This window comes from Thalassolituus alkanivorans (assembly GCF_020447205.1).
Classification (GTDB): domain Bacteria; phylum Pseudomonadota; class Gammaproteobacteria; order Pseudomonadales; family Oceanobacteraceae; genus Venatoribacter; species Venatoribacter alkanivorans.
In genome coordinates this window covers 143,977-166,363 of sequence record NZ_JAJAEL010000005.1, presented here as the reverse complement: position 1 = coordinate 166,363, position 22,387 = coordinate 143,977, and the positions used below count along the sequence as shown (strand labels likewise).

Sequence of the window (22,387 nt, the reverse complement as noted above, 5' to 3'; positions counted from 1 at the left end):
GGCTGAGCGGATTGCTTAAACCGGCGATCGTGCGGCGCCAGACAACCAGATGATTCTGCGGCCTTCAGAGCAAAACCCTGCCCCGGAACGATACAAATCATTGGTGTTTTAAAGTGTCGTTCCGGGGCGAATTGTTTTGCGTGCCGCATAATCATTGCCGTTGGCTGGAAGAAGCCGGACGCGCCGAAAAGAGAGGATTGTAAGGAGATACCTCTCCTTGCAGGGGGCCAGGGGCTTGCCCCGGAAAGGCGTTTCAGATTGAAAAACAGTCGTTGATGAATACTGTAGCTTGGAGTGACGATGTCACTCCAAACTGTGGGACAGCTGTGGAGCTGCTGCTCCGTTTTTTATATCTGCTAAAGACTCCGCTTTATGGGCGAATCAACACAAAGGTCTGATTAGCACCAATATCGGCGGAACCAGCGCTGGCACCGGCACCACCGCCAAAATCGGCACGCAGATATTTGCCGTTATTCGCTTTCAGGGCCACGCGGTCATTACCGAGGTTTACCAGTTCAAACTGTGCTGCTGCACTGTCTTTACTGTGCCCGGTAGTCAGTGTGCCCAGCAGGTAAGAATCCAGACCAACATAACCGCCATTGCGCGCCTGCAGAGCCACTTTACCGTCAGCCAGACTGGCCATAATAAAGCTTTCCCAGGTTCCAACCTGCGATGAACCCGCCGAGACAAAGCTGCCACCGCCACTCATTGCACGCAGGAAATGGCCATTCGCGGTTTGCAGATGCACCACGTCACCGGCATAAGGAAATGCGCTGCGGACGACATTGCTGTCATCAAAGCGGAACAGGCCACGGGCGGCATAGTGATCCGATAAATCCCATTCGCCCCAGAGGTTATCCTGCAGCGAACGCGGCGCAATAATTTCCTGCGTGGCACTCACTGCCGGCTGGTTAACATTGCTGACCAGGGTGTAATCCAGATATTCCAGATACGGCGCTTCCGCCCAGTGGTTGGTGTTGGAATCAAAACTCAGCGTGTGGCCGGTATTCTGCGGCTCACGGGCATTCAGCACAGCTTCGAGATAATCACGATCCTGCGGCAGGCCGATTTTATTAACGTTAAAGTCACCGGCCATCAGCACCGGCTCATCGGCAGGCAGGTTCAGGCTGCGGATGTAATCCCCCATTTCCTGCAACTGGGCCAGACGGGCGTTGCGGTTGGCATCGTCATCGGACGACTGGGTATGGGTGGCAAATACGTGGTAGGTTTTGCCCTGTTTATTCAGCCTGGCATAAATAACTCCCCGCGTAGCCGCACACTGAATACCATCACAATCGCTGTAGGCGTGAGAATCTTCCAGCACGATTGGCCAGCGCGACAGAATACGGGTACCAGAACCCAGCACCTTACCGAGTTTAAAAATATCGCCGGTCTGATACGGATACTCAGCACGCAACTCATCCAGCAGCGCATTGCTTTCTGCCAGATCAAACACTTCAGTCAGTACCAGCGCATCGTAGTCAGCCATCACCTGCGGCATTTGCGTCAGGCGGGTGGAAACTTTCTTCGAACCGAAAATTGTGGTCGCCCAGATGTTGTAGCTGAGCAGGCTGAAATCACCAGGGGCTTGTGCGGCAGGCTTATTATCCTGCTCCTGCAGCACATAACGGATAATGCCACCATCACTCAGACTTTCGCCTTTAACCGCCAGCATGGCGGCGCGGCCTTCAATAGTCGCGGCCTGACGGTGAATATTGTCATCGCTCTGGCCAGCCAGATTCCAGCCATTACCGCTGGCGGCAAAGCTGACGTTCAGACCGGTAGTATTTTGCTGCAATACAAACTGATCAGCATCGGAGCTCAGGTTCAGCACCAGACTGCTGTCAGTTGCGGCATCACGGATCAGACGGGCCAGGGTACGGGTTGCCAGCGGCGGTACTTCAGCACTGACCAGTTCAGCGTTGGCATCCCCCTGCAGACTGACCTGCAGGGTTTCCAGCGTGCTGTTGGTAAATACAATCTCGCTGTTCAGCGACTGCGGCGGTTGCGACATCGCCATCACAGCAGATGATGCCAGCAACAATGCAGCAGCACTGGCAGATGCAATGGGGCGGAAACGGACAAGGTTCAGCATATGGAATCTCTTTTTGTCGTCGTTAATTAACTTTTTGTCGTCGTTCGTTAAAACGTCGCTGTCAGCGGAGAGTATTCAGCGCAGTCCATCCGGGACTGCCGTACAGCATATAGCAGAACTCTTTGTTTTTGTTACGTTTTTTCGCGCCACTTGTGCTGCTTTTTGATGATCGGAGATCCTCCCGTGCACAGTTCCGGCATAGGCTGAACGCCTCTCTTCTGGTATAAAGTGCCGCCCGGTCGCAGTATTCACGACCGGCACAGAGTCAGATAATCGCGGAGCAACAGGCATGGCATTACAGGCATACAAAGTGGAACAGGTTCTGGTATTTGCAACCCGTGGCACCGAAGCCAAGATGCTGGCGGCGCCGCTGATACGGCCAATGGAAGAATGGCGTGAAGATGTCGCCGGCTGGGTGGCGCTGCGCTCAGAGCGCGCGCCGGAATTTGACGAGCTGTACGACCCGCAACGTACCGAGCCTTACGTGCACGCAGCCTCCTGAACCGGCTGTGGCGATTCAGAGAGCAATACCGCCGCTCCATACTGTGCCGTGCCGTACTGAATCATGCGCGCCAGATTGTCGAGGCTGACCGGCACATAGAGGTTATCGGTCGCCACCTGATCCAGATCGGCATCCACATCCGGATCGTTGATATAGCCGTAATCATCGTCCACCGACACCAGCCACACCCAGTGCGGCGCTTTATTGCGGTTAAGACGCCAGGTGCTGATTAACAACAGAATACGGTACCCCGCCGCCAGCGCCTGGCGCAGATCATCCACACTTTTAGTGCCGACCTCGGTAATAATCCCGGCGCTGTCACAGCGCGCCTGAAAATCATCACCGACCAGCTGGATAACGTCACGCTTATGGCTACTGCGCACACCATCCAGAAACGCCACGCGAATATCCGACAGCCACAACCGCACCGCAAAACCACGACTGTGCGCCGCCAGAGCCAACCCCTGCGGTGAGGTTCCGCCGTGACCCGTGGTCAGATAAATAGTGGTCGCCTCGCGCCACAGGTTCAGCTCATGCAGGCGGTTAAGCACCACGCTTTTATCCAGACTGCGCATCGCCATCAGCAAGGCGGCCGGGCCGCAGGTAAAAGGTGTGGTCTGGGCATAAAACGGGATTTTATCCGGTACCGGAATTGCACCGCGCAGGTGTTTTTCCATACGCCAGCCATCGGCACCATCCTCGTAATACTGTTTGAGGGTACGCAACCGGCGGTAGCCATAACGCTCATATAAGGCCAATGCGCCAGCGTTGTCCTTGCGTACTTCAAGGCGCATAAATAATACGTGACGGGCCAGCGCCCGCTCTTCCACCCAGCGCAGCAATTGCAGCCCCAGCCCCTGTCCGCGGGCTTCAGGCGCAACCGCCAGAGAATACAGACGCGCCAGCGAGGTGCCGCGATGAAACAGCACCAGCGCATAGGCCTGGATGCCGCCCTGCGGATGATCCAGACACCAGAGCTCACTGTGCTCGCTGCGGATAAAATGGCGAAAGCGCCGCGCATTCAGACAGTCACCGCTGAATACCTGCGCTTCAAGTGCACTCAACGCCGCAACGTCGCTAATTTCCGCCAGTCGGGGATGCATAAAAATCCGTAATTTTCAGAGCCAGAAAAGATCAGCCGGACGCATAGCGCACGGTCTGATAATGCCGCTGAGCATAGTCTTCACCTCAGCCGAAAAAAAGTAGCGCCAGCGCTATTTTTTTACTGGCGAAAGTCGCGCCCCCTGCATACTATGATTTTTCAGCCAGCACTGTTCTGGTGCCGCTGCCTGCTGACACTGACATCCGTCAGGCGATGGACTGCCCTTTTTCTTACGCCGTTATCCGGCATGAACCAGAGCGTAAATCCGGAGTCTGACCAGACGCCCTTTCGGGCTCAGCAACCACCTTATTTTATCGGTCTCATTCTGCGGAATATGTTATGAAACCTTTGCTCGTGCTTGTCGATCAGCTGACGGACTGGAGTCCGTTTTATCCGACCAATCAGGTGATTGCGATTGAGCAATACCTGCGCGACTTTGCCGAGACCCGCGGCTACGTCATCAACCTTTGCCGCGACTACAGCTACCTGAGCACAGGCTACTATGGCTCTCTGCTGGCCGAGGCCCGCGGCGGTCAGGTATTTCCATCGGTGCGCGCCATCCGCGAGCTGAACAGCTTTGAATCCGGCCAGCCGTTGCCACTGCGCTACGGACGTCAGCTCGACAGCCTCTACAAAAAACGCGATGCCGACAGCCAGCAGCTGCCGTTACGCATTTACTTCGGCCAGAGCGAACAGCCGGAGCTGGCAGCCGTTGCCCGCCGTATTTTTGATACCTTTGGTTTTCCGGTACTGGATATCACCCTGACCCGTCACCAGCCCGGTGTATGGACCATCAGCCGCGTGCACTGCTGTTCACTTGATGATCTCGACGATGCAGGCCAGACCCGCTTTGCCGAAGCACTGGATGCCTTCAGCCATAAAATCTGGCGTAACCGCCGTTCGGGCAAACGCTTTAAATACGACCTTGCCATTCTGCACAACCCGGAAGAAGCCTTGCCGCCATCCAATAAAGGCGCCTTAAAAGCCTTTGAGAAAGCCGGTAAAGACCTCGGCCTGAATGTCGATTTTATTACCTGGAAAGATGCGTCCCGCATTGGCGAATACGACGCGCTGTTTATCCGCGAAACCACCCGCGTGGATCATCACACCTACCAGATAGCCCAGAATGCAGAAAATCAGGGCCTGCTGGTGATCGACAGCCCGACCGACATTATGCGCTGCTCGAATAAAGTGTATCTGCACGAACGCCTGCAGCGCTTTGAAGTCGACACGCCGAAAACCCGTCTGATTATGGGTAACCAGCCCTACGATCTCGACGGTCTGATTGCCGAGCTGGGCTTGCCGGTGATTGTTAAGGTGCCGGACGGTTCGTTTTCTATCGGGGTGGAAAAAGCCAAAGACCGCGAACAACTGATTGAATGCATCGAGCGTCTGAGTCAGCGCTCAGCGATTTTACTGCTGCAGGAATTTATGCCCACCGATTACGACTGGCGCATCGGTATTATGGACAATCAGGTCATTTACGCCTGCCGCTATTTTATGGCCAAAAGCCATTGGCAGATTTACAACCATAGCGCGCGCTCGCATAAATCCGGCAATGCCGATGCAATGTCGGTCGATAAAGTTCCGAGAAAAGTCATCAAGACCGCACTGAAAGCAGCCAAGTGCATGGGTAATGGCTTTTATGGTGTGGACCTGAAAGAGAGCGGCGATCGCGCCGTTATTATTGAGGTTAACGATAACCCCAGCATCGACATGGGTGTCGAAGACCTGCACAGCGGCAGCCTGCTGTATCAACAGATCATGGGCATTATGCTGCGCAAACTGGACGAGCTGAACGGACGCAAATAATAAAAAAATCAGTAGAAATCAGGACGCAGAAGTACTTCGGTTCTCTGCGTTTTATTTTGTAATTCCGGACACTCTGAACAAGAAGACCGCGCCACAGGTGTTACCATTAAGGGATCATTCATGCCAAGGCCTTCTTATGCCCAAGTACCTTATCCTTTTACTGCTGTCTTTCAGCAGCCTGTTTGCAGCCGCGGAATCCGCCGAAAAAAATTCAGTTTTCAATCGTGAAAATATCAAGTCGATCAGTGTGGTTGCCCCCGAATGGGAAGGTTTTACCAACGCTGATGGTACCGGGCTCTATTGGGAATTACTGAAGGCGATCTACGAGCCGGCGCAGGTTAAGGTGAAAACAGCCAACGTCCCCTGGAACCGGGCGATGAAGATGGTTACCAAATACCGTGTTTACAACGCCATTGCCGGTGAATACAAAGAGACTGAAGAAGACCTGCTTTTTCCGGACTACGCCATCGATGTGGAATACATGTCTGTATTAACCCTGGCTAAACGCAATCTGCCCTGGAATGGCACGGCCAGCCTGAGTAATAAAAATGTCGGCTGGATAAAAGACTACGATGTTATTGAAGCAGACCAACGTGACTTTGAATTGCTGGAATACCGCACCACGGCACTGGGACTGGAACTGCTCGAAGCCGGAAAAATTGATTACCTGATTGATGAGTGGGACGAAATTGCCGCGACCGTAGCCGCCAACAATCTGGATATGACGCACTACGTTATGAACGAAATGCCCGAAGGCACCGACATCTACATCGGCTTTGCCAACACGCCACTGTCGCAGGTTCTGATTGATATTTACAACGAGCGTATGCCTGTCCTCGAGCGGGAAAATAAGCTGCTCCCGATCTATAAAAAGTGGGACGGCGAGCTTCCGGCATCGGTCAAAGAGGCCTTAAGCAAATAGCACCTCCAGTCCGGGTCTGTTAAACCCGCATTAACAGACCCGCAAATGCGCACAATCCGGAAAAACCGCAGTCGTCACCCCCCGCTGCCTTCTATCCCGCCATAACCTGCTGTAAAACCACGCAAATCCGCAGATGCCAGCCCCAACATTGCCCCCTCGTCTTCCGCGTCTAGACTGAGAGATAACGTCCACCCGTTAACTGCGGGCCAGAAAATAAGGCCTCCGGCCAGGGATCAGCCATACAGCCGTAGTAATGGAGAAAACGCATGACACCCCAACCACTGATTTATATCGTCGATGACGCTGCCGACAACCGCCTGCTGCTGCGCAGCCTGCTGGAAGACAAATACCGTATAAGCGAAGCTGAATCAGGGGAACAATGCCTGAGCATGCTGGAGCAGGAAGAGCCGGACCTGATCCTGCTGGATATCAACATGCCGGGAATCAGTGGCTACCATACCTGCCTGACAATCCGTAAAACGGCGCGCAGCGCGACCATTCCGGTGATATTTGTTTCTGCCAGAGACAGTGCCGAAGAGCGTCTTGCCGGTTTTGAAGCCGGCGCCGATGATTACCTGACCAAGCCCATTGACGGCACCCTGCTGCTGGAAAAGATTGAGTTTCATCTGCAGCGCTGCCTGTCACGCAAGCAGGCCATTGCGCAATCGCACGAAGCCATGAATGTGGCGATGGAAGCTATGACCAGCTCCAGTGAGCTGGGCCAGATTATCCATTTTGTAAAAGAAGTTCAGGCCATTCAGAAAGGCAGCGCCCTCGCCGTTGCCATTATGACCGTCGCAGCTCAGTTCGGCCTCAACTGCTGCGTGCTGATTGACGAAGCGGAACCGGTTCTGCTGGGTTGCACCGCAGGTTCGATGGAGGCAAAAGTTCTGATGAAATTCCGCAATGTCGACCAGCGGATTACCCATTTGGGTGTCCGCACCGTTATTCACAGCGGCATGGTGATTATTCTGATCAAGAATATGCCCCTGGACGATGAAGCCCGCTATGGCCGCCTCAAAGACCATCTGGCGGTGCTCGCCGATATTGCCAATGGCCGCGCGCAGTCCATTGCTGCGGAGTCCAATCTCAGCCAGCAGCGTACACAATTTTTGCGTGACCTGATTGCCCTGGCTGAAGACAACATCCGCCTGACCAGTAATGATATTAATGCCTATACCGAAAGCGTCACCAACACCGTCAGCGACATGGTGATTCGCCTCGAAGGCATGTTATTCAGCCTTGGCCTTGAAGAGGATCAGGAGAAAAAACTCATGAAACTGGCGAATCAGACGACCGCCAGGCTGGATGATATGGCGGGAAAAGCCAAAGATATGGATGGTAACCTGAGCAAAATTCTTGAGGCCCTGTACGACCTGCTGGCTCAGCAATAACGTAACCATTGCCGCCAGGCATCGGCAGAACTGGTCACTGCTGCCCGTGGTAAACAACCGTCTTTGCCAGAGAATACCGCACGGATAACAGCAACCGCCGCATCAGTATCTGCGGGTGGGTAACGCAGTGCTTCAGGATATTGTTCGCGATAACACAAATCATCAGGCACCACAGGTACGGCTCCGGCACTGACCGCTTCATGCACCGACAACCCCTGAAACTCATGGATGGCCGTACTGACAACTACTTCAGCAGCACCCAGCCAGTATTCATAATCAGCACGGCTGACCATAGCATCGACCAGAATCTGTGCAGAAAACTCATTGCGGATATGGGTTAATGCCGCCGGTATTTTTTGCGCCCGTGCACCCAGCAGCGCCAGTTTAAAATCAACGCCCTGAGCTTTCAGTAACTGCAGTAACTGTAAAAACGACTCAGGCTTTTTGTCGTATTCCCAGCGGTGATTCCAGACGATAAGACCGGGGATTTTTTTACCGACAGCCACGGAATTAACCGGCACCGGCAGCACGGTTGATTTTTTCCCGAGACGATCAGATAACGAGGACGGTTTACAATCCGGCAGTTTTTTTAACAGTGCATCCACACCGGTTAAAAACGTCTGGCGATTAAAATCCGAATTAAATAAGCATTCATCGGCCGCCAGCGCGCCATACAGCTGTACCATCATCGGATCAACCGAGTTGTGCTGACCTTCCCCCTGCGGATACGCGAACTGGTTTTCGTGAAAATAATAACTGACCGGTACCGCCGCCAATTGCGGAAACAAGCCCTTAATAGTGGCGATATCCACCATAGAGGTGGCCAGAATACGCTCAGGTTGCCAATCGTGCAGAAGTTCAGGCAATTCATCCAGCCAGCTCAGCGGATTACCACGGATGCGCCAGCGATAATAACGCCCGGGTAATTCCAGCACACGCCAGTCGGCGGCCAGATTCTGTGTCAGCCATTTCGCCCAGCTGGCATGGCTGTCAGAGCGATAGGCAGACAGCAGGAGAATTTTTTTACTCATAAAGTCAGCCGCAGATTCGCCGTAATTTCATTCACCAGTGACAAAGGCACACCCTGTTCTTTTGCCAGCTGCGGCCAGCGCGAAACCTGCTCAATGACCTCATCAATAACCGTATTAAGTTTTTTACGACTGAACAACGGACTGAGCTTTTCCAGTGAATAGATATCCTCACGGGTAAAGGCATCACGCTTGCCATTTAAACTCATCCAGTGACTATTCACCCAGGGGCTACCGGGTTTATAGCTGTATGCAAGGTCATAAGCCGGCGCCAGCGACCATTTCCGGTTAAGGTACAAAAACGCGGTATTTTTGGCATGATCATCATGATTGCGGGCAACGATATTAAATATCATACGGCGCAGAATCTGTTCCGCTTCGGGCGCACTCAGTTTTAACCGGCGCGCTACGGCAAACAATTCGGCGTAGGAAAAACTGCCCGGCTTTTTGTAATCCACATGCGCCAGACCATTAAGCGTCTGCATATGTATTTTGTCGTTACCGGCGCGGTCAAATCGCTGGGTCAGAAAATGGCGGCGATCACCTTCTGCCAATAAATAACAGGGCATCATCTGAATACCACAGGCCTGGGCCATCTGCGCATAAACGTATTCCATGGCACCATAACCCATAGGATCACCAAAGGTTTCCGTATTCTGATTGTGCTCACTGACACCATCAAACTTCATCAGATAATGACTGAACCCTGCCGGTACATCGGTCTGCCCGGAGCGCGCCTGAGTAAAATTCTCGTTAAAGGCCAATACCGCTTTAGGCCGTGCGCCACCAGCACTCATACCCACCGACAACAGCGCCAGCATGGCTTCTTTATCATCAGCACCGTGCTGATCAAGTGTCACCTGAAAATCACTGCGCTTATCGAGAATATCCTGCGCGATTTCCACCAGCGCATGAATTTCCACCTGCTGCGAGGCATTCAGACTTTTCAGCCGTGTTGCCGGTGCAAATTCCAGAGCACCCATGCCGCGCTTACCTGTGTACTGCAGACGCTGCAATGGCGTGATGTCCTGCGGGCGCTTACCGCGACTGGCAACCCAGGCATTTAATACCGCATTACCAAAATCGTCCGGCAGTGAGTCGGCAATTAAACCGGGTAAGCCCTTAAAGGTGGCGAAGCCGAGTTGCGGAAACCGATAAACACCCGCCGCCAGAGGCATTGTCAGAGGTGCCAGCTCGATGCCGCTGCGGATAAATTCCGGACTGTATTCAAATGCCCCCTGCCCGGTAGTGGTATCAAAGCTGACCGCTCCCACAGAATGGGTGACAGCACCTTCGGCATATTGCACCCGGATCGCCTCCATCACCATGAGCCGTCCTCCCCTGCCGGCCCCGTATCAGCAGCCTGTTGCCCCTGTCCCAGGCCCGAAGCCCGCTGGCGGCGTTTACCCTGCAGCTTTGCCAGCTGCAAAGGCGATAAGGTCTGCGGCGGCAGAAACTGATCCAGCTGCGACACCTGATTCAGCGCCTGCAGGAGAGCAACAAAGACTTCCAGCGATGCCTTGCCCTTTTCGGCATTGATCACGACTTTACGGCTGACACCCGCCTGCTCAGCAACCTGAGCCTGAGTCAGATCCTGATTCAGGCGTGCCAGTTTCAGCCGCTCACCCAGCAGTTCACTGAGGGCGGCAGGAGACAGATCGGAATAAGACGATACAGACGACATAAAGCTACCCAAAAGGGACTTAAAGACCAGTAATGAACACTAAGATCCCATCAGGGAACATTAAAGTCAACACATTATAAAGACCCAAAAACAGGACATTAATAACTAAAAGACAAAATAAAGTCCCTATAAAGGGACTTTATAAGATCATCATGCTTTCAAATAGGCATCAGGCCACCGGTGATGCCCACAGGTCGTACTCATCGGCATGCTCGACTTCAACTTCAACAAAATCGCCCGGCTGGCAATCGAAGAAATCGTTCAGATACACCATGCCGTCAATGTTCGGCGCATCGGCGGCAGAACGGGCAACCGCGCCCTCTTCATCCACTTCGTCGATAATCACCGTCATGCGGCTGCCGATTTTACGCTGCAGCTTACGCGCACTGATCGCCTGCTGCGCCTGCATAAAGCGGTCAAAACGCTCCTGCTGGATCTCTTCCGGCACATGATCCGGCAGATCGTTGGCTTTCGCACCTTCCACCGGGCTGTATTTAAAGCAGCCAACGCGATCCAGTTCCGCTTCTTCCAGCCAATCGAGCAACATCTGGAAGTCTTCTTCGGTTTCACCGGGGAAACCGACCACAAAGGTGGAACGGATCACCAGATCCGGTACCTGGGCACGCCATTTATGAATACGCTCCAGCGTGTTTTCGGCATGAGCCGGACGCTTCATCAGCTTCAGAATGCGCGGACTGGCGTGCTGGAACGGGATATCCAGATACGGCAGGATTTTACCTTCGGCCATCAAAGGCATAATGTCATCCACGCTCGGGTACGGGTACACATAGTGCAGACGCACCCAGGCACCCAGTTCACCCAGCTCTTTGCACAGGTCGTAGAGCTTGGTTTTAACAGGCTTACCATCCCAGAAACCGGTACGGTATTTCAGATCCACACCATAAGCCGAGGTGTCCTGCGAAATCACCAGCAGTTCACGGGTGCCTGCGGCGACCAGACGCTTGGCTTCATCCAGTACATCACCGATCGGACGGCTGACATGCTTGCCGCGCATATCCGGGATGATGCAGAAGGTACAGCTGTGGTTACAGCCTTCGGAAATTTTCAGGTATGAGTAATGGCGCGGTGTCAGCTTCACACCCTGTGGCGGCACCAGATCGATATACGGATTATGTTCCTGCGCCACCGGCGGCACCCACTCGTGCACGGCGGTCATCACTTCTTCATAGGCTTGCGGGCCGGTAACGGCCAGAATGCCGGGGTTCAGCTCTCTGATGGTCTCGGCATCTTTGCCTTTGCCCATACAGCCGGTCACGATCACCTTACCGTTTTCGGTCATGGCCTCGCGAATGGCATCCAGTGACTCCTGCTTGGCAGCATCGATAAAACCACAGGTATTCACCACCACCACGTCGGCGTTGTCGTAGCTGTTCACCACGTCATAGCCGTCCATTTTCAGCTGGGTCAGGATCTTTTCAGAATCCACCAGCGCTTTGGGACAGCCAAGAGATACAAACCCAACCTTGCCGGAAGACAATTTGCCATCGGACATAACACAAACCTCACGGAATAAGGCCGCTGCTCTCGTTTATTACTTCGCTGTTTTATTGCGGCGCGGGCAGCGTACCGGAAACAGAATTGGCGCGGATTGTACAGAAGTCGGCAGACAGAGTCATTGCAGAGACTACGCTCAAACCTGCCTATTTGTCTGACCCTGCCGCCCCTGGCCAACAAGAGCCAACCAGATTTCAGTCACGTTCCAATCCCCATTAATCCCTGTCATCCCAAGCGCTCATTCACCACCACCGAAGCGACCAGATCACCTTCGACATTCACGGCTGTACGCACAGTGTCGAGGATTCGGTCAATCGGCAGCAGAATGGCGATGGCTTCGGCCGGTAATCCCACCGATTGCAATACCATCACCATGGTCACCATGCCGGCACTGGGAATACCCGGCGCCCCCATAGAGGCAACCATTGCTGTCAGCATGACAATAATCTGCTGCCCGACCGATAGATCCACCCCCGCCAGATAAGCAATAAACAGCGCCGCCGAGGCTTCATACAGCGCTGTACCATCCATATTCATGGTTGCACCGACCGGCAGTACGAAACCGGCAACATCATTACGTACGTGCAGCTGCTCTTCGGCACACTTCAGGCTGACCGGCAGCGTCGCAGCACTGGAACTGGTGGCAAATGCTGTAACCAGCGCCTGGCGGGTTCCGCGCCACAGCCACAGCGGCGATTTGCGCGTAAACACATACAGCAGGCCAGGCAGCACCACGACACCATGAATCAGTGTGATGGCAAAAATCAGCAGGATAAACTCCCCCATGGTACGCAACAGCGCCATATCCTGAGTGGCCATCAGTTTGGTCAGCAAAGCAAACACACCCAGCGGGGCGAGGTACATAACCCACTGAATAATGAGCATCAGCAGCTCCAGTAACTCCTGCAGCACACCCAGCACCTGCTGTTTGCGTTCACCCGCTTTAACCATCGCCGCACCGAGAAACAGAGCAAACACCACCACGGGTAAAATTTTGCCATTGGCCATTGCCTGCAGCGGATTCAAAAACAAACTGTGCAGAAACTGGGCAAGAAATTCAGGGCCACTGAGCTGAGTGACTTTGACGCTGGCCATACTCTCAGCAAACATATCCAGCTGCAGTCCATCCCCCGGTCTGACCCAGCCGGTGGCGATCAGTGCCAGAATCATTGCCAGCAGCATCGACAGCACAAAGAAACCAAAGGTATAGCGCCATACCCGGCTGGCCTGACGATGAGCCTGCAGATGGGCCACACCGGTTACGATGGAAGTAAAGATCAGCGGAATCAGCACCATTTTCAGCAGATCGATAAACACGCCACCGGCCAGACCGGCAACGTACAGAATCTGTTCGCGGGTCTGTGGCGCAGCATTCTGGCCATTCAGCCAGTAACCGAGCAGCAGTCCGGCCATGGCGGCGATCAGGATCTGAGTATTGATGCCCGGCCAATAGCTGCGTTTTTTCCACTTATCTTGCTCTGTCACACCCTACCCCCTTTGCTGTTCGCGGCTTTCTGTTCTGCGCGTATCGTTTTTAATTATTGTTTAATTTTCGTGCGGTTCTTTTTTGAATCTATCCAATGGCCTGCCGGCTGGCGCTATTAAAGCATGCTTATCTCTGTTGCAAAGCGCTGCCGGCGAACTCACGGCCGGAATACTTTGTCTCACTGATGCCGTCCGTTAGCTCTGCAGTAAAACCCGGAACAGACCGGCAGGACAGACGCATTCTCTGCGGCGTGATAAAATGCGGCCACATTCTTTTTCTGCAGTCCATCATGCGTCTCGATAAATTCCTTGCCGACACCACCGACCTGACCCGCTCGCTTGCCACCAAAGCCGTTAAATCCGGTCGTGTACTGGTCAATGGCGTCAAACCCAAAAGCGCATCCGCCAAAGTGGCTGACAACGATGAAATTACCCTCGATGGTGAACGCTTAATTCTGCAAACTGGCCACCGCTATATTCTGCTGCACAAGCCAGCCGGCTATGTCTGTGCCAACCGCGGCAGCGCTCACCCGCTGGTGTTTGATTTACTCAAAGGCATCACCAACCGGCTGGATATGCACACCGTTGGCCGTCTCGATCTGGATACCACCGGCCTGCTGCTGATCACCGACGATGGTCAGTGGTCGCACCATTTAACCTCACCGCGTCACCACCAGCCGAAAGTGTACCGTGCCTGGCTGGCCGAAGACCTGTGTGCCGACGCCGAGCAACGCTGTGAGCGCGGCATTCTGCTCGACGACGACCCGGTGCCGACCAAACCGGCCCAACTGCAACGCATCAGCGACCGTGAAGTACTACTGACCATCCATGAAGGCCGTTACCATCAGGTGCGGCGCATGTTTGCCGCCATGGGTAACCATGTAGAACGCCTGCACCGTGAACAGGTGGGTGAGTTTGTCCTTGATCCTGACCTGCCGGTAGGCGAGTTCCGCGACCTGACCGAGGCTGAAATTGCCCTGCTCGCCGGTGGCTGAACAGCAACATTCAGGCCTCCTGCCGCCATCTTTTTTGTAACCGTCCGAAGACCGCGCCGGGCGCTGCCTGCAGCCTGATTGATTCTGGCGCTGGCGGCCCGGCCAGCACTGAACGATGCTCCGAAACGACAACCAAAACTACAAAATGTAACTCAGCTCCTGCTACCAGCTTCTAGACTGGAAGTATAAGGAGCACGCCATGCCCAAACTGAACCGCGCCAAAATAAACATAATGCTGCTGGTGATTGTTCTGTTGCTGACCGGCAGCGCCGGCATTGCTTATCACTATTACCTGCAACTGCGTCACGAAGCCGGACTGGACTCCGATTTTCCACAAGTCGTTGGCTTACCACCCGGCAGCCGGCTGGCAAATATGCCGCCTTATAACGGTCCGCATCCGGCCCTGAGCGAGCGACCAGCCGAAACCTTTGCGTTTCCGATCGAGTTCGGTGCCACCGGCCCCGATGAGCCATTATTTGCCGGGCCGAATCAGTACCCCTTTTTATGTCAGACCGAAGAGTCCCATCTGGGCCAGCCGTTAATCGACAATACCCGTGGCTGGGGCATTCCGGTGTACGCCGAAACACTGGCAGGCCAGCGCTCGCAGTATGTAATCGGCTACAGCAAAGACTGCTCGCTGCCCACCCGGGTGCATTACCTGTATTACCGCAACCAGCAGGAAAGCTTCCCAAGGCGCGTCGATGACAACATTGACCCGGTTCCCGACGATCATCAGCTGCTGGTACGTGCCGAAAGCGGCACCATCAACCGTTTTATGTACGTTCTGCTGCTGCCCACCAGCCGCGCCGACCAGCTCACCAAACCCGACCTGTCACGCTGGAACGGCAAGCTGATTTATTACTTCCGCGGCGGCATCAGCATTGGCTTCCAGCAGGGCAAGCTCAGCCTGCAGCGTCTGACCCGCGATATGCGCAAAGCACTGGAACAGGGCTATGCCGTGGCCTTTTCTACCGCCAACGAAACCGACAACACCTACAACATCCGCCTGCAGGAAGACACAGCGCTGCGGGTGAAACGCCAGTTTGTCGCACGTTATGGTGAACCGGCTTTTACCATCGGTATCGGTGGCTCCGGCGGTGGGCTGCAGCAGAATCTGTTTGCCCAGAATCAGCCCGGTATTATCGACGGCGGTGTTGCCCTGATTGCCTACCCGGATATGGTCACCCAGATTCACTACACCCTCGACTGCGAATTGCTCGAATACTATTTCGATCATCTGGCCAGCGACCGGGATTTCTGGCGCAACCCGGCACATCGCCAGGCCATACTGGGGTTAAGCGTCAGTAACGGGCGCCAGCCGCGCCTCAGCTGGCTCACCGATATTGCTCAGTTGCTGCGGCTGGAATGGCCAGACCCAACGCCACCGGCGTCGGAATGTAACAGCGGCTGGCGCGGTTCGGTGCCTTTGGTGAACAACCCGCATTTTCACAGCGATTACCACCGTTTTGCCCGTGCGGTGCGGGAACGAACCTACTGGACCCACTGGCAGGACAACCGTGATATTTACGGCACCGATAAAGATGGCCGTGCACCTTCGCCCTGGAGTAACGACGGCGTGCAATATGGTCTGCAGGCGCTGAAAAACGACACCATCAGCATGGCGCAATTTCTGGAACTGAACCGCCGCGTCGGCTCCTGGCAACCAGCAGAAGACATGACAGAAGAACGCTACTGGCACGTCAGCGGCGATTCGCGCCTGTATCGTTTTACCCCTTACGGTGAGCACAATATGACCCATCACGGTGTTAACAGCGCCTCCCCGGAACAGCCTGCACCACGCTTTAACGGCAGTACCGCCGCCGCAACAGCGGCTTATCAGTCGGGTAATGTGTTTATGGGTAAGCTGAACATTCCGGTAATGGATGTGCGCATGTACCTCGACCATGAACTGAATATCCACCATACCTGGGCGGCCTTATCGACCCGTCAGCGGTTACTGAATGCCGGCACGGATATCCGCCTGCAGCCGATCTGGATTTCGCACAAACCCTATAACCCGATGTGGGATGCCATTGCCGTGATGGATCAGTGGCTGACCCGCGCGGCCCTTAACAACGGCGACCTGATCAGTGCAAGGCCACCGGCAGCCACCGACCGCTGCCTGAGCAGTGAAGGCGATGTGATCTATGAAGGAGAACAGACCTGGGATGGTCGCTGGAACCAGCAGCCTGACGGCAACTGCACCCGGCTGATGCCTTTCAACCAGAGCAGCCGGCAGATTGCCGGGGAATCCATTGCCGGCAATACCTTTCAATGTGCGTTGATTCCGGTTGAGCAGGCGATCGTTGAAGGCTTTTACGGCGATATCGATGCCTCCCCGTACCGCCAGCAACTGCAGACCATTTTCCCCAACGGCGTTTGTGATTACCGTCAACCGGACCAGGCACTGCCTGCAGAGCTGGCACGGGAGCTGAAAACAGCGCCAGGCCAGCCAATAGCGGATCAATAAAAAAGGTGTACCGGCTGAAAAATTTGCATTCGCGCGACAGCCCCTTATTCTCCATTCAGTACTTTCTTCCGAAGCGCACTGGCGAAAGCTGCTCTCTGCGAGCAGCTATCCGCAAGCAACTATCCACAAGTAACCCAGGCGCGCTGTCAGGATAACGTTTTATAAGGATATAACGATGCGCACGCCGCTTATTGCCCGCCCGATTCAAACTGTTTCCCTGACGCCAAAACGGCGCCAGCAACAGGCTTTCGCTCTGCCACGCTTTCTGAAAATCCTGCTGATTCTGGGGGTTCTGATCACACTGCTGGTAACCGCCGGCTGGTACTGGGCGGTCGGTTATGTCAGCGACAAGCTGGATCTGAATCCGGCCGAACCACCAGTGCTGAGCACACCTCCGGGAACCAAAGTGGCCAACTGGCCGGCCTATCATGGTGCTCATCCGAAAGATCTGATCCGCCCGGCAGAAAGCTTTCCTTTTCCCATCAACTGGGGGCAAACCGGTCCGGCTGAAGCCTTGTTTGCCGGCCCTAAACAATACCCTTTTATGTGCCAGACTCTGGATTCTGAGCTGGGCCAGCCACTGGTTGATAATCAGCTCGGTTATGGCACCGCCGTCAGCGATGACAGCGGCAATGTTGTGGGTTACAGCCAGGACTGCGGACTGCCGACCAGACTGCACTATCTTGGTTACCGTGACGGCCAGTTTTTCCGCAGCGACGAACAACTCCCCCCGGCCGCCGATAACGAAGAGCTATTAATCAGGGCCGAAAGCGGCACCATCAACCGCTTTATTTATGTGCTGCTGATGCCCACCAGCCATAACGACCAGCGCGACCAGCCGGATTTATCACGCTGGAACGGCAAGGCCATTTATCATTTCAAAGGCGCTATTGGCATTGGTTTTCAGCAGGGTCAGGCGCGCTTTAAACGCCTGTTAAAAGATATGCGCCCGGCACTGGAGCAAGGCTATGCGGTGCTCTATTCCACCGGCACAGAAACCGACAACCACTACAATATCTGGCTGCAGGAAGACACCGCCGCGCGGGTTAAACAGCAATTTATTGCCCGCTTTGGCGAGCCGCAATACACCATTGGCATGGGCGACTCCGGTGGCGGCCTGCAGCAATATTTAATCAGCCAGAATCACCCGCAGGTGGATAACGAACAGGGCAAACAGCAACGCATTATCGACGGCGGCGTGGCGATTATTCCCTACCCGGATATGGTGACGCAGATTACCTACGGCCTCGATTGCGAGCTGCTGGAATATTATTTTGACCATTTATCTGCCGACCGTAATTTCTGGCAAAAAGCCGAACGCCGCAGCTGGATTGAAGGTCTGGCCTACAACACCGGATTCAAACCGCGGCTGGATATTCTTGCCGATATTGCAAGCGTGTTACGGCTGGAAAAACCACCGGTTCATCAGGGTGCTACCGAATGCAGCTACAGCTGGCGCGGTTCTGCCCAGCTGGTCAACAACCCGAGGTTTAACAGCCATTACCCGCGTTACAGTGAACAGGTAAACCGCGAAAATTTCTGGACCCACTGGCAGGATAATCGCGATTTTTATGGCACAGACCGCTCTGGCCGCGCCGAAGTACCGGCCAGCAATGTCGGTGTACAATACGGTTTAAATGCCTGGAAAAAAGGCGATATCAGCGCCGCACAATTTCTTGATCTGAATGCCAAGGTCGGCAGCTGGAAGGCGCAAAAAGATATGCAGCCGGAACATTACTGGCTGATCAGTGGCGATGATTCCCTGCGCAAATACAGCCCGTATGTTGAACAGAATATGAGCCATAACGGTCAGGCAGAAAAACCGGCAACCCGCATTCCCGGCAGCCTGGCCGCCGCCAAAGGTGCGTATCAGTCGGGCAATGTGTTTCTCGGCAAACTGGATATTCCGCTGATTGATGTGCGCCCGTATAAAGATCCGGTTCTGGATATTCATCACAGCTGGGCTGCCCTTTCCAGCCGGGCAAGAATTCTGGATTTTAATCAGGGCCAAAACCCCAACCAGAGTATCTGGATCAGCGGTGCACAATACGATGCACGCTGGGATGCCTTTGAAGCCATGGTGCGCTGGCTGGATAGCCGTGCAACAGGAGAAGTGCAGGAAAATGAGATGCCTGAGTTTGCCAGCGACCGCTGTCTGGATGATAACGGCAACCTCATCGCCCGCGGAGACGGCGTCTGGGACGGAACCTGGAACGGCCAAAACGAAGGTGTCTGTACGCAGCAGTATCCGTTCTTTCAGAGCAGCCGTCAGGTCGCCGGTGATAACAGCACAGCCAGCGTGTTGTTCTGCCACCGGGTCAGCGTGGAGGAAGCCATCGAATCCGGAATTTATGCGCCGCTGGATGCCCGCCCCTACAGGGCGCAACTGGAAGCCATATTCCCTGAAGGTGTGTGTGATTACCGCAAAGGCGATATGGCTAAAAGTTGGTAACAGCGCTTAAGTGCTCATAAAAAAACGCCGCGCCTGATAGTCAGACGCGGCGTTTTTTATGTGCTGTTTTTATCTGCCGTTTTTAAAACCGATCAGAAAAATTAAGCTTTAACTTTCGGCAGACGCGCCAGCGCAGCATCGATTTCTGACTGCGGGTATTCGTAGTCTTCCAGCTGCTGCGTGAAGTACTTGTCGTACGACACCATATCGAAGTGGCCATGACCTGACAGGTTAAAGAACAGGGTTTTGGCTTCACCGGATTCTTTGCAGCGCAGGGCTTCATCGATACAGGCACGGATGGCATGGTTGGATTCCGGTGCCGGAATAATGCCTTCAGCGCGGGCAAACTGCACACCGGCTTCGAAGGTCGCGATCTGCGGAACAGATACGGCTTCAATCAGCTTCTCATGGTACATCTGGGATACCAGCGCCGAAGCACCGTGGTAACGCAGACCACCGGCATGGATGCCCGGCGGCATAAAGTCATGGCCCAGGGTGTACTGCAATGTCATTGGGGTATGACCGGCGGTATCGCCGAAATCGTAGGCGTAATGCCCCTTGGTCAGACTTGGACAAGAGCTTGGCTCAACCGCCACCAGACGCACTTTCTTACCGCCAGCCGCTTCGTCGGCATAGAACGGGAAGGCCACACCACCGAAGTTAGAACCACCTCCACAAGGCGCGAAGATCATATCCGGGTAATCGCCAACCATTTCAAACTGCTTCTTCGCTTCCAGACCAATCACTGTCTGATGCAGCAACACGTGGTTCAGTACCGAACCCAGTGAGTATTTGGTGTCGGCGCGGCTTGCCGCTTCTTCTACTGCTTCCGAAATCGCGATACCCAGTGAGCCCTGGTTATCCGGATCAGCGGCCAGAATACGACGACCGGTTTCGGTCAGGTTGGTCGGGCTGGCCAGCACTTCACCACCCCAGGTCTGCATCATCGAACGGCGAAACGGCTTCTGGTTGTAGCTCACCTTCACCATATAAATGCGCACATCAATGCCGAACATCTGGCCGGCCAGTGACAGCGACGAGCCCCACTGACCCGCACCGGTTTCGGTGGTCAGACGGTTAATACCGGCAACCTTGTTGTAGTACGCCTGCGGAATCGCTGAGTTCAGCTTGTGCGAACCGGCGGCACTCACACCTTCGTACTTGTAGTAGATCTTGCACGGTGTTCCCAGCGCTTCTTCCAGACGATGGGCGCGGAACATCGGCGTCGGACGCCACTGCTGGTAGATCTCACGCACCGGTTCCGGAATTTCGATCCAGCGCTGGGCGGATACTTCCTGCTCGATGATGTTGTCGGCAAAGATAGCTGACATAGCTGATGGGTCCATCGGCATACCGTCCGGGCCCATCGGTGGTGCCGGAGGGTTTTTCAAGTCCGCGACCACGTTGTACCAGTGCTTCGGAATCTCGGTTTCCGGCAACAGAATTTTGGTTTGTTTCATTATTCTTGTCTCTGGATGTATATCTCTGGGCCTGCGCTCATTGCATGAGTGCGGCCGGTTAGCGATGAACAAGGTTTTTGTCAGAAGCGCACAGGCGCGGGGGAAAACCACAACCTAACAAAAAACTCAGCAAAACGCGGACTCTAGCGGATTACCGCTCCGGCCTCAATGACGCAGCTCAGGCCAGAACGAAAAGAGTATTCAGCCAGCCGCCACCAAGCAATAACAGTAACCAGAGTAAGAAGCCCAAGAATAATGGCCGGATTCCCGCAGCAACCATGCCCTGCCAACGGGTATTCAGCCCAAGCGCCACCATCGCCAGCATCAGACACCAGGCCGAGGTGCTTGCCGCCAGCTCCGTCAGCCAGAGCGGTAACGGCAGTATGCTGTGGGCAATAATCACTGCGATAAAGCCCAGCACGAACCCTGGCACCGGCAAACGTTTTGGGGCGTCCGTGGCCTGCGGCTGAAAGTTCTTATCCATATCCGTGTCCGCCACAGGCCGGCGCAATAACCACTGTCCGAGCAGCAATAACGTCGGCGCCAGCAGCACCACCCGCAATAGCTTAACAATCAGGGCGTTCTGCTGGGTTGCGCTATCGAGAGCATCGGTCGCCGCCACCGCCTGAGCGACTTCATGCACGGTGCTGCCGATGTACAAACCGGCAGTATTGCTGTCGAAACCGAACCACTGACACAACAACGGATACAACAACACACTTAACGTGCCGAATAACGCGACCAGTGCGACCGCAATCGCCAGATGCTGTTCCGGGTCATGCTCACCGGCATCCGCTTGTGTTCGCCTTCCCAGTAGTGGAGCTGTAGCCATAATGGCCGCCGCACCACAGACCGCACTGCCTACCGCAATTAAGATGCTCAGTTGCAATGGCAGATTCAGCCAGCGCTGCCCCAGCCAGATTCCCATAATAAGAACGCTGGCAATGGTCAGCACATCCACCAGCAATGCCTGCCAGCCGACACCCCACAACTGTTCCAGCGTCAGCTGAAAACCGAACAGCACAATGCCAGCCTTCAGCAGTGTTTGCTGGCAAAAGCGACGCAGAACCTGACCTCCGGTATCTGCAGCGTCAGCATTTCCCATAGGGTTATGGCCATAAATCCAGCGTGGTGCCAACGCACTGGCCAACACCATCCCCAACAGAATACTCAGCGGTAGACTGCCAATCCCCATTGCCTGTAACCGGGGTAAACCAGCCAGCCATTGGCAAGCAGCCGCCAACAGCACCATCACTGCCAATGTGCGCAAGGCGCTGCGCCAGACCGTCGCCCGCTTCTCTGGTCTGCTGTCTTGCTGCTCAGCAAAATAGCCCGGCATCATCTTATTCTCCCACATGCTTATTTCGTATTCGCATAAGCTTATGCATTTACTTCTTTTCTGAGAAACTGATAAAACCGCAATAACTATCCTGATTTAACGAACAAAACACAGAGGTGCACATTCGTTGTA

General features: G+C 54.6%; 16 protein-coding genes. 7 read left to right on the top strand and 9 right to left on the bottom strand.

The annotated features are described in order from the left end of the window. Window positions 1-370: 370 nt before the first annotated feature. A complete protein-coding gene (locus LGT44_RS01750; RefSeq protein ID WP_230330971.1) occupies window positions 371-2,095 on the bottom strand; it encodes an endonuclease/exonuclease/phosphatase family protein in 1,725 nt (574 codons plus the stop codon). Between the two features lie 289 nt (window positions 2,096-2,384). Between LGT44_RS01750 and LGT44_RS01745 the strand changes: the two genes are divergently transcribed. Next, on the top strand, window positions 2,385-2,597 hold the full coding sequence (locus tag LGT44_RS01745; protein WP_145468375.1) for a hypothetical protein: 213 nt from the start codon (window positions 2,385-2,387) through the stop codon (window positions 2,595-2,597). Here LGT44_RS01745 and LGT44_RS01740 read toward each other — a convergent pair. Next, window positions 2,576-3,700 carry a GNAT family N-acetyltransferase/peptidase C39 family protein gene (locus LGT44_RS01740; protein WP_230330970.1) on the bottom strand — a complete coding sequence of 375 codons (1,125 nt, stop codon included), beginning with the start codon at window positions 3,698-3,700 and terminating at the stop codon, window positions 2,576-2,578. The two genes, LGT44_RS01745 and LGT44_RS01740, sit on opposite strands and share 22 nt — an antisense overlap. Before the next feature lie 338 nt (window positions 3,701-4,038). Between LGT44_RS01740 and LGT44_RS01735 the strand changes: the two genes are divergently transcribed. From LGT44_RS01735 to LGT44_RS01725, 3 genes are all read left to right on the top strand, one after another. Then, a complete protein-coding gene (locus LGT44_RS01735) occupies window positions 4,039-5,511 on the top strand; it encodes a RimK family protein (RefSeq protein WP_225692595.1) in 1,473 nt (490 codons plus the stop codon). Window positions 5,512-5,647: 136 nt separating this feature from the next. After that, window positions 5,648-6,433 carry a substrate-binding periplasmic protein gene (locus LGT44_RS01730; protein WP_225692594.1) on the top strand — a complete coding sequence of 262 codons (786 nt, stop codon included), beginning with the start codon at window positions 5,648-5,650 and terminating at the stop codon, window positions 6,431-6,433. A 266-nt stretch (window positions 6,434-6,699) separates the two neighbouring features. Next, window positions 6,700-7,827, top strand: a complete 1,128-nt coding sequence (locus LGT44_RS01725; protein ID WP_145468367.1) for a response regulator — start codon at window positions 6,700-6,702, stop codon at window positions 7,825-7,827. Here the strand turns inward: LGT44_RS01725 and LGT44_RS01720 are convergent. The 5 genes from LGT44_RS01720 to LGT44_RS01700 form a co-directional block, all read right to left on the bottom strand. Further along, window positions 7,818-8,858: a tRNA-queuosine alpha-mannosyltransferase domain-containing protein gene (locus tag LGT44_RS01720; RefSeq protein WP_230330969.1), complete on the bottom strand. Its 1,041-nt coding sequence runs from the start codon at window positions 8,856-8,858 to the stop codon at window positions 7,818-7,820. The genes LGT44_RS01725 and LGT44_RS01720 overlap by 10 nt on opposite strands. Continuing rightward, entirely contained in the window at window positions 8,855-10,183 is a 1,329-nt protein-coding gene (locus tag LGT44_RS01715) for a type II toxin-antitoxin system HipA family toxin (protein WP_230330968.1), read from the bottom strand. The genes LGT44_RS01720 and LGT44_RS01715 overlap by 4 nt, the downstream gene beginning before the upstream one ends. Continuing rightward, on the bottom strand, window positions 10,177-10,539 hold the full coding sequence (locus LGT44_RS01710) for a helix-turn-helix transcriptional regulator (RefSeq protein WP_230330967.1): 363 nt from the start codon (window positions 10,537-10,539) through the stop codon (window positions 10,177-10,179). Before LGT44_RS01710 ends, LGT44_RS01715 begins: the two co-directional genes overlap by 7 nt. Window positions 10,540-10,708: 169 nt before the next feature. Next, window positions 10,709-12,052, bottom strand: a complete 1,344-nt coding sequence (gene rimO, locus LGT44_RS01705; RefSeq protein WP_268866348.1) for a 30S ribosomal protein S12 methylthiotransferase RimO — start codon at window positions 12,050-12,052, stop codon at window positions 10,709-10,711. Window positions 12,053-12,279: 227 nt separating this feature from the next. Then, a complete protein-coding gene (locus tag LGT44_RS01700) occupies window positions 12,280-13,539 on the bottom strand; it encodes a dicarboxylate/amino acid:cation symporter (RefSeq protein ID WP_225692589.1) in 1,260 nt (419 codons plus the stop codon). 290 nt (window positions 13,540-13,829) lie between these two features. On the opposite strand from LGT44_RS01700, the gene LGT44_RS01695 reads away from it, so the two are divergent. From LGT44_RS01695 to LGT44_RS01685, 3 genes are all read left to right on the top strand, one after another. After that, complete coding sequence (locus LGT44_RS01695) at window positions 13,830-14,534, top strand: pseudouridine synthase (protein ID WP_230330966.1); 705 nt, start codon at window positions 13,830-13,832, stop codon at window positions 14,532-14,534. Window positions 14,535-14,733: 199 nt separating this feature from the next. Next, the gene (locus tag LGT44_RS01690) at window positions 14,734-17,004 is read left to right on the top strand and encodes a DUF6351 family protein (RefSeq protein WP_230330965.1); all 2,271 of its coding nucleotides are present in this window, start codon (window positions 14,734-14,736) and stop codon (window positions 17,002-17,004) included. Window positions 17,005-17,179: 175 nt separating this feature from the next. Further along, complete coding sequence (locus tag LGT44_RS01685; protein ID WP_230330964.1) at window positions 17,180-19,456, top strand: DUF6351 family protein; 2,277 nt, start codon at window positions 17,180-17,182, stop codon at window positions 19,454-19,456. A gap of 101 nt (window positions 19,457-19,557) precedes the next feature. Here LGT44_RS01685 and LGT44_RS01680 read toward each other — a convergent pair whose 3' ends face one another. Beyond that, on the bottom strand, window positions 19,558-20,916 hold the full coding sequence (locus LGT44_RS01680; RefSeq protein ID WP_145468351.1) for a TrpB-like pyridoxal phosphate-dependent enzyme: 1,359 nt from the start codon (window positions 20,914-20,916) through the stop codon (window positions 19,558-19,560). Between the two features lie 178 nt (window positions 20,917-21,094). Continuing rightward, window positions 21,095-22,273, bottom strand: a complete 1,179-nt coding sequence (locus LGT44_RS01675) for a YeiH family protein (protein WP_230330963.1) — start codon at window positions 22,271-22,273, stop codon at window positions 21,095-21,097. Between the last annotated feature and the right edge of the window lie 114 nt (window positions 22,274-22,387).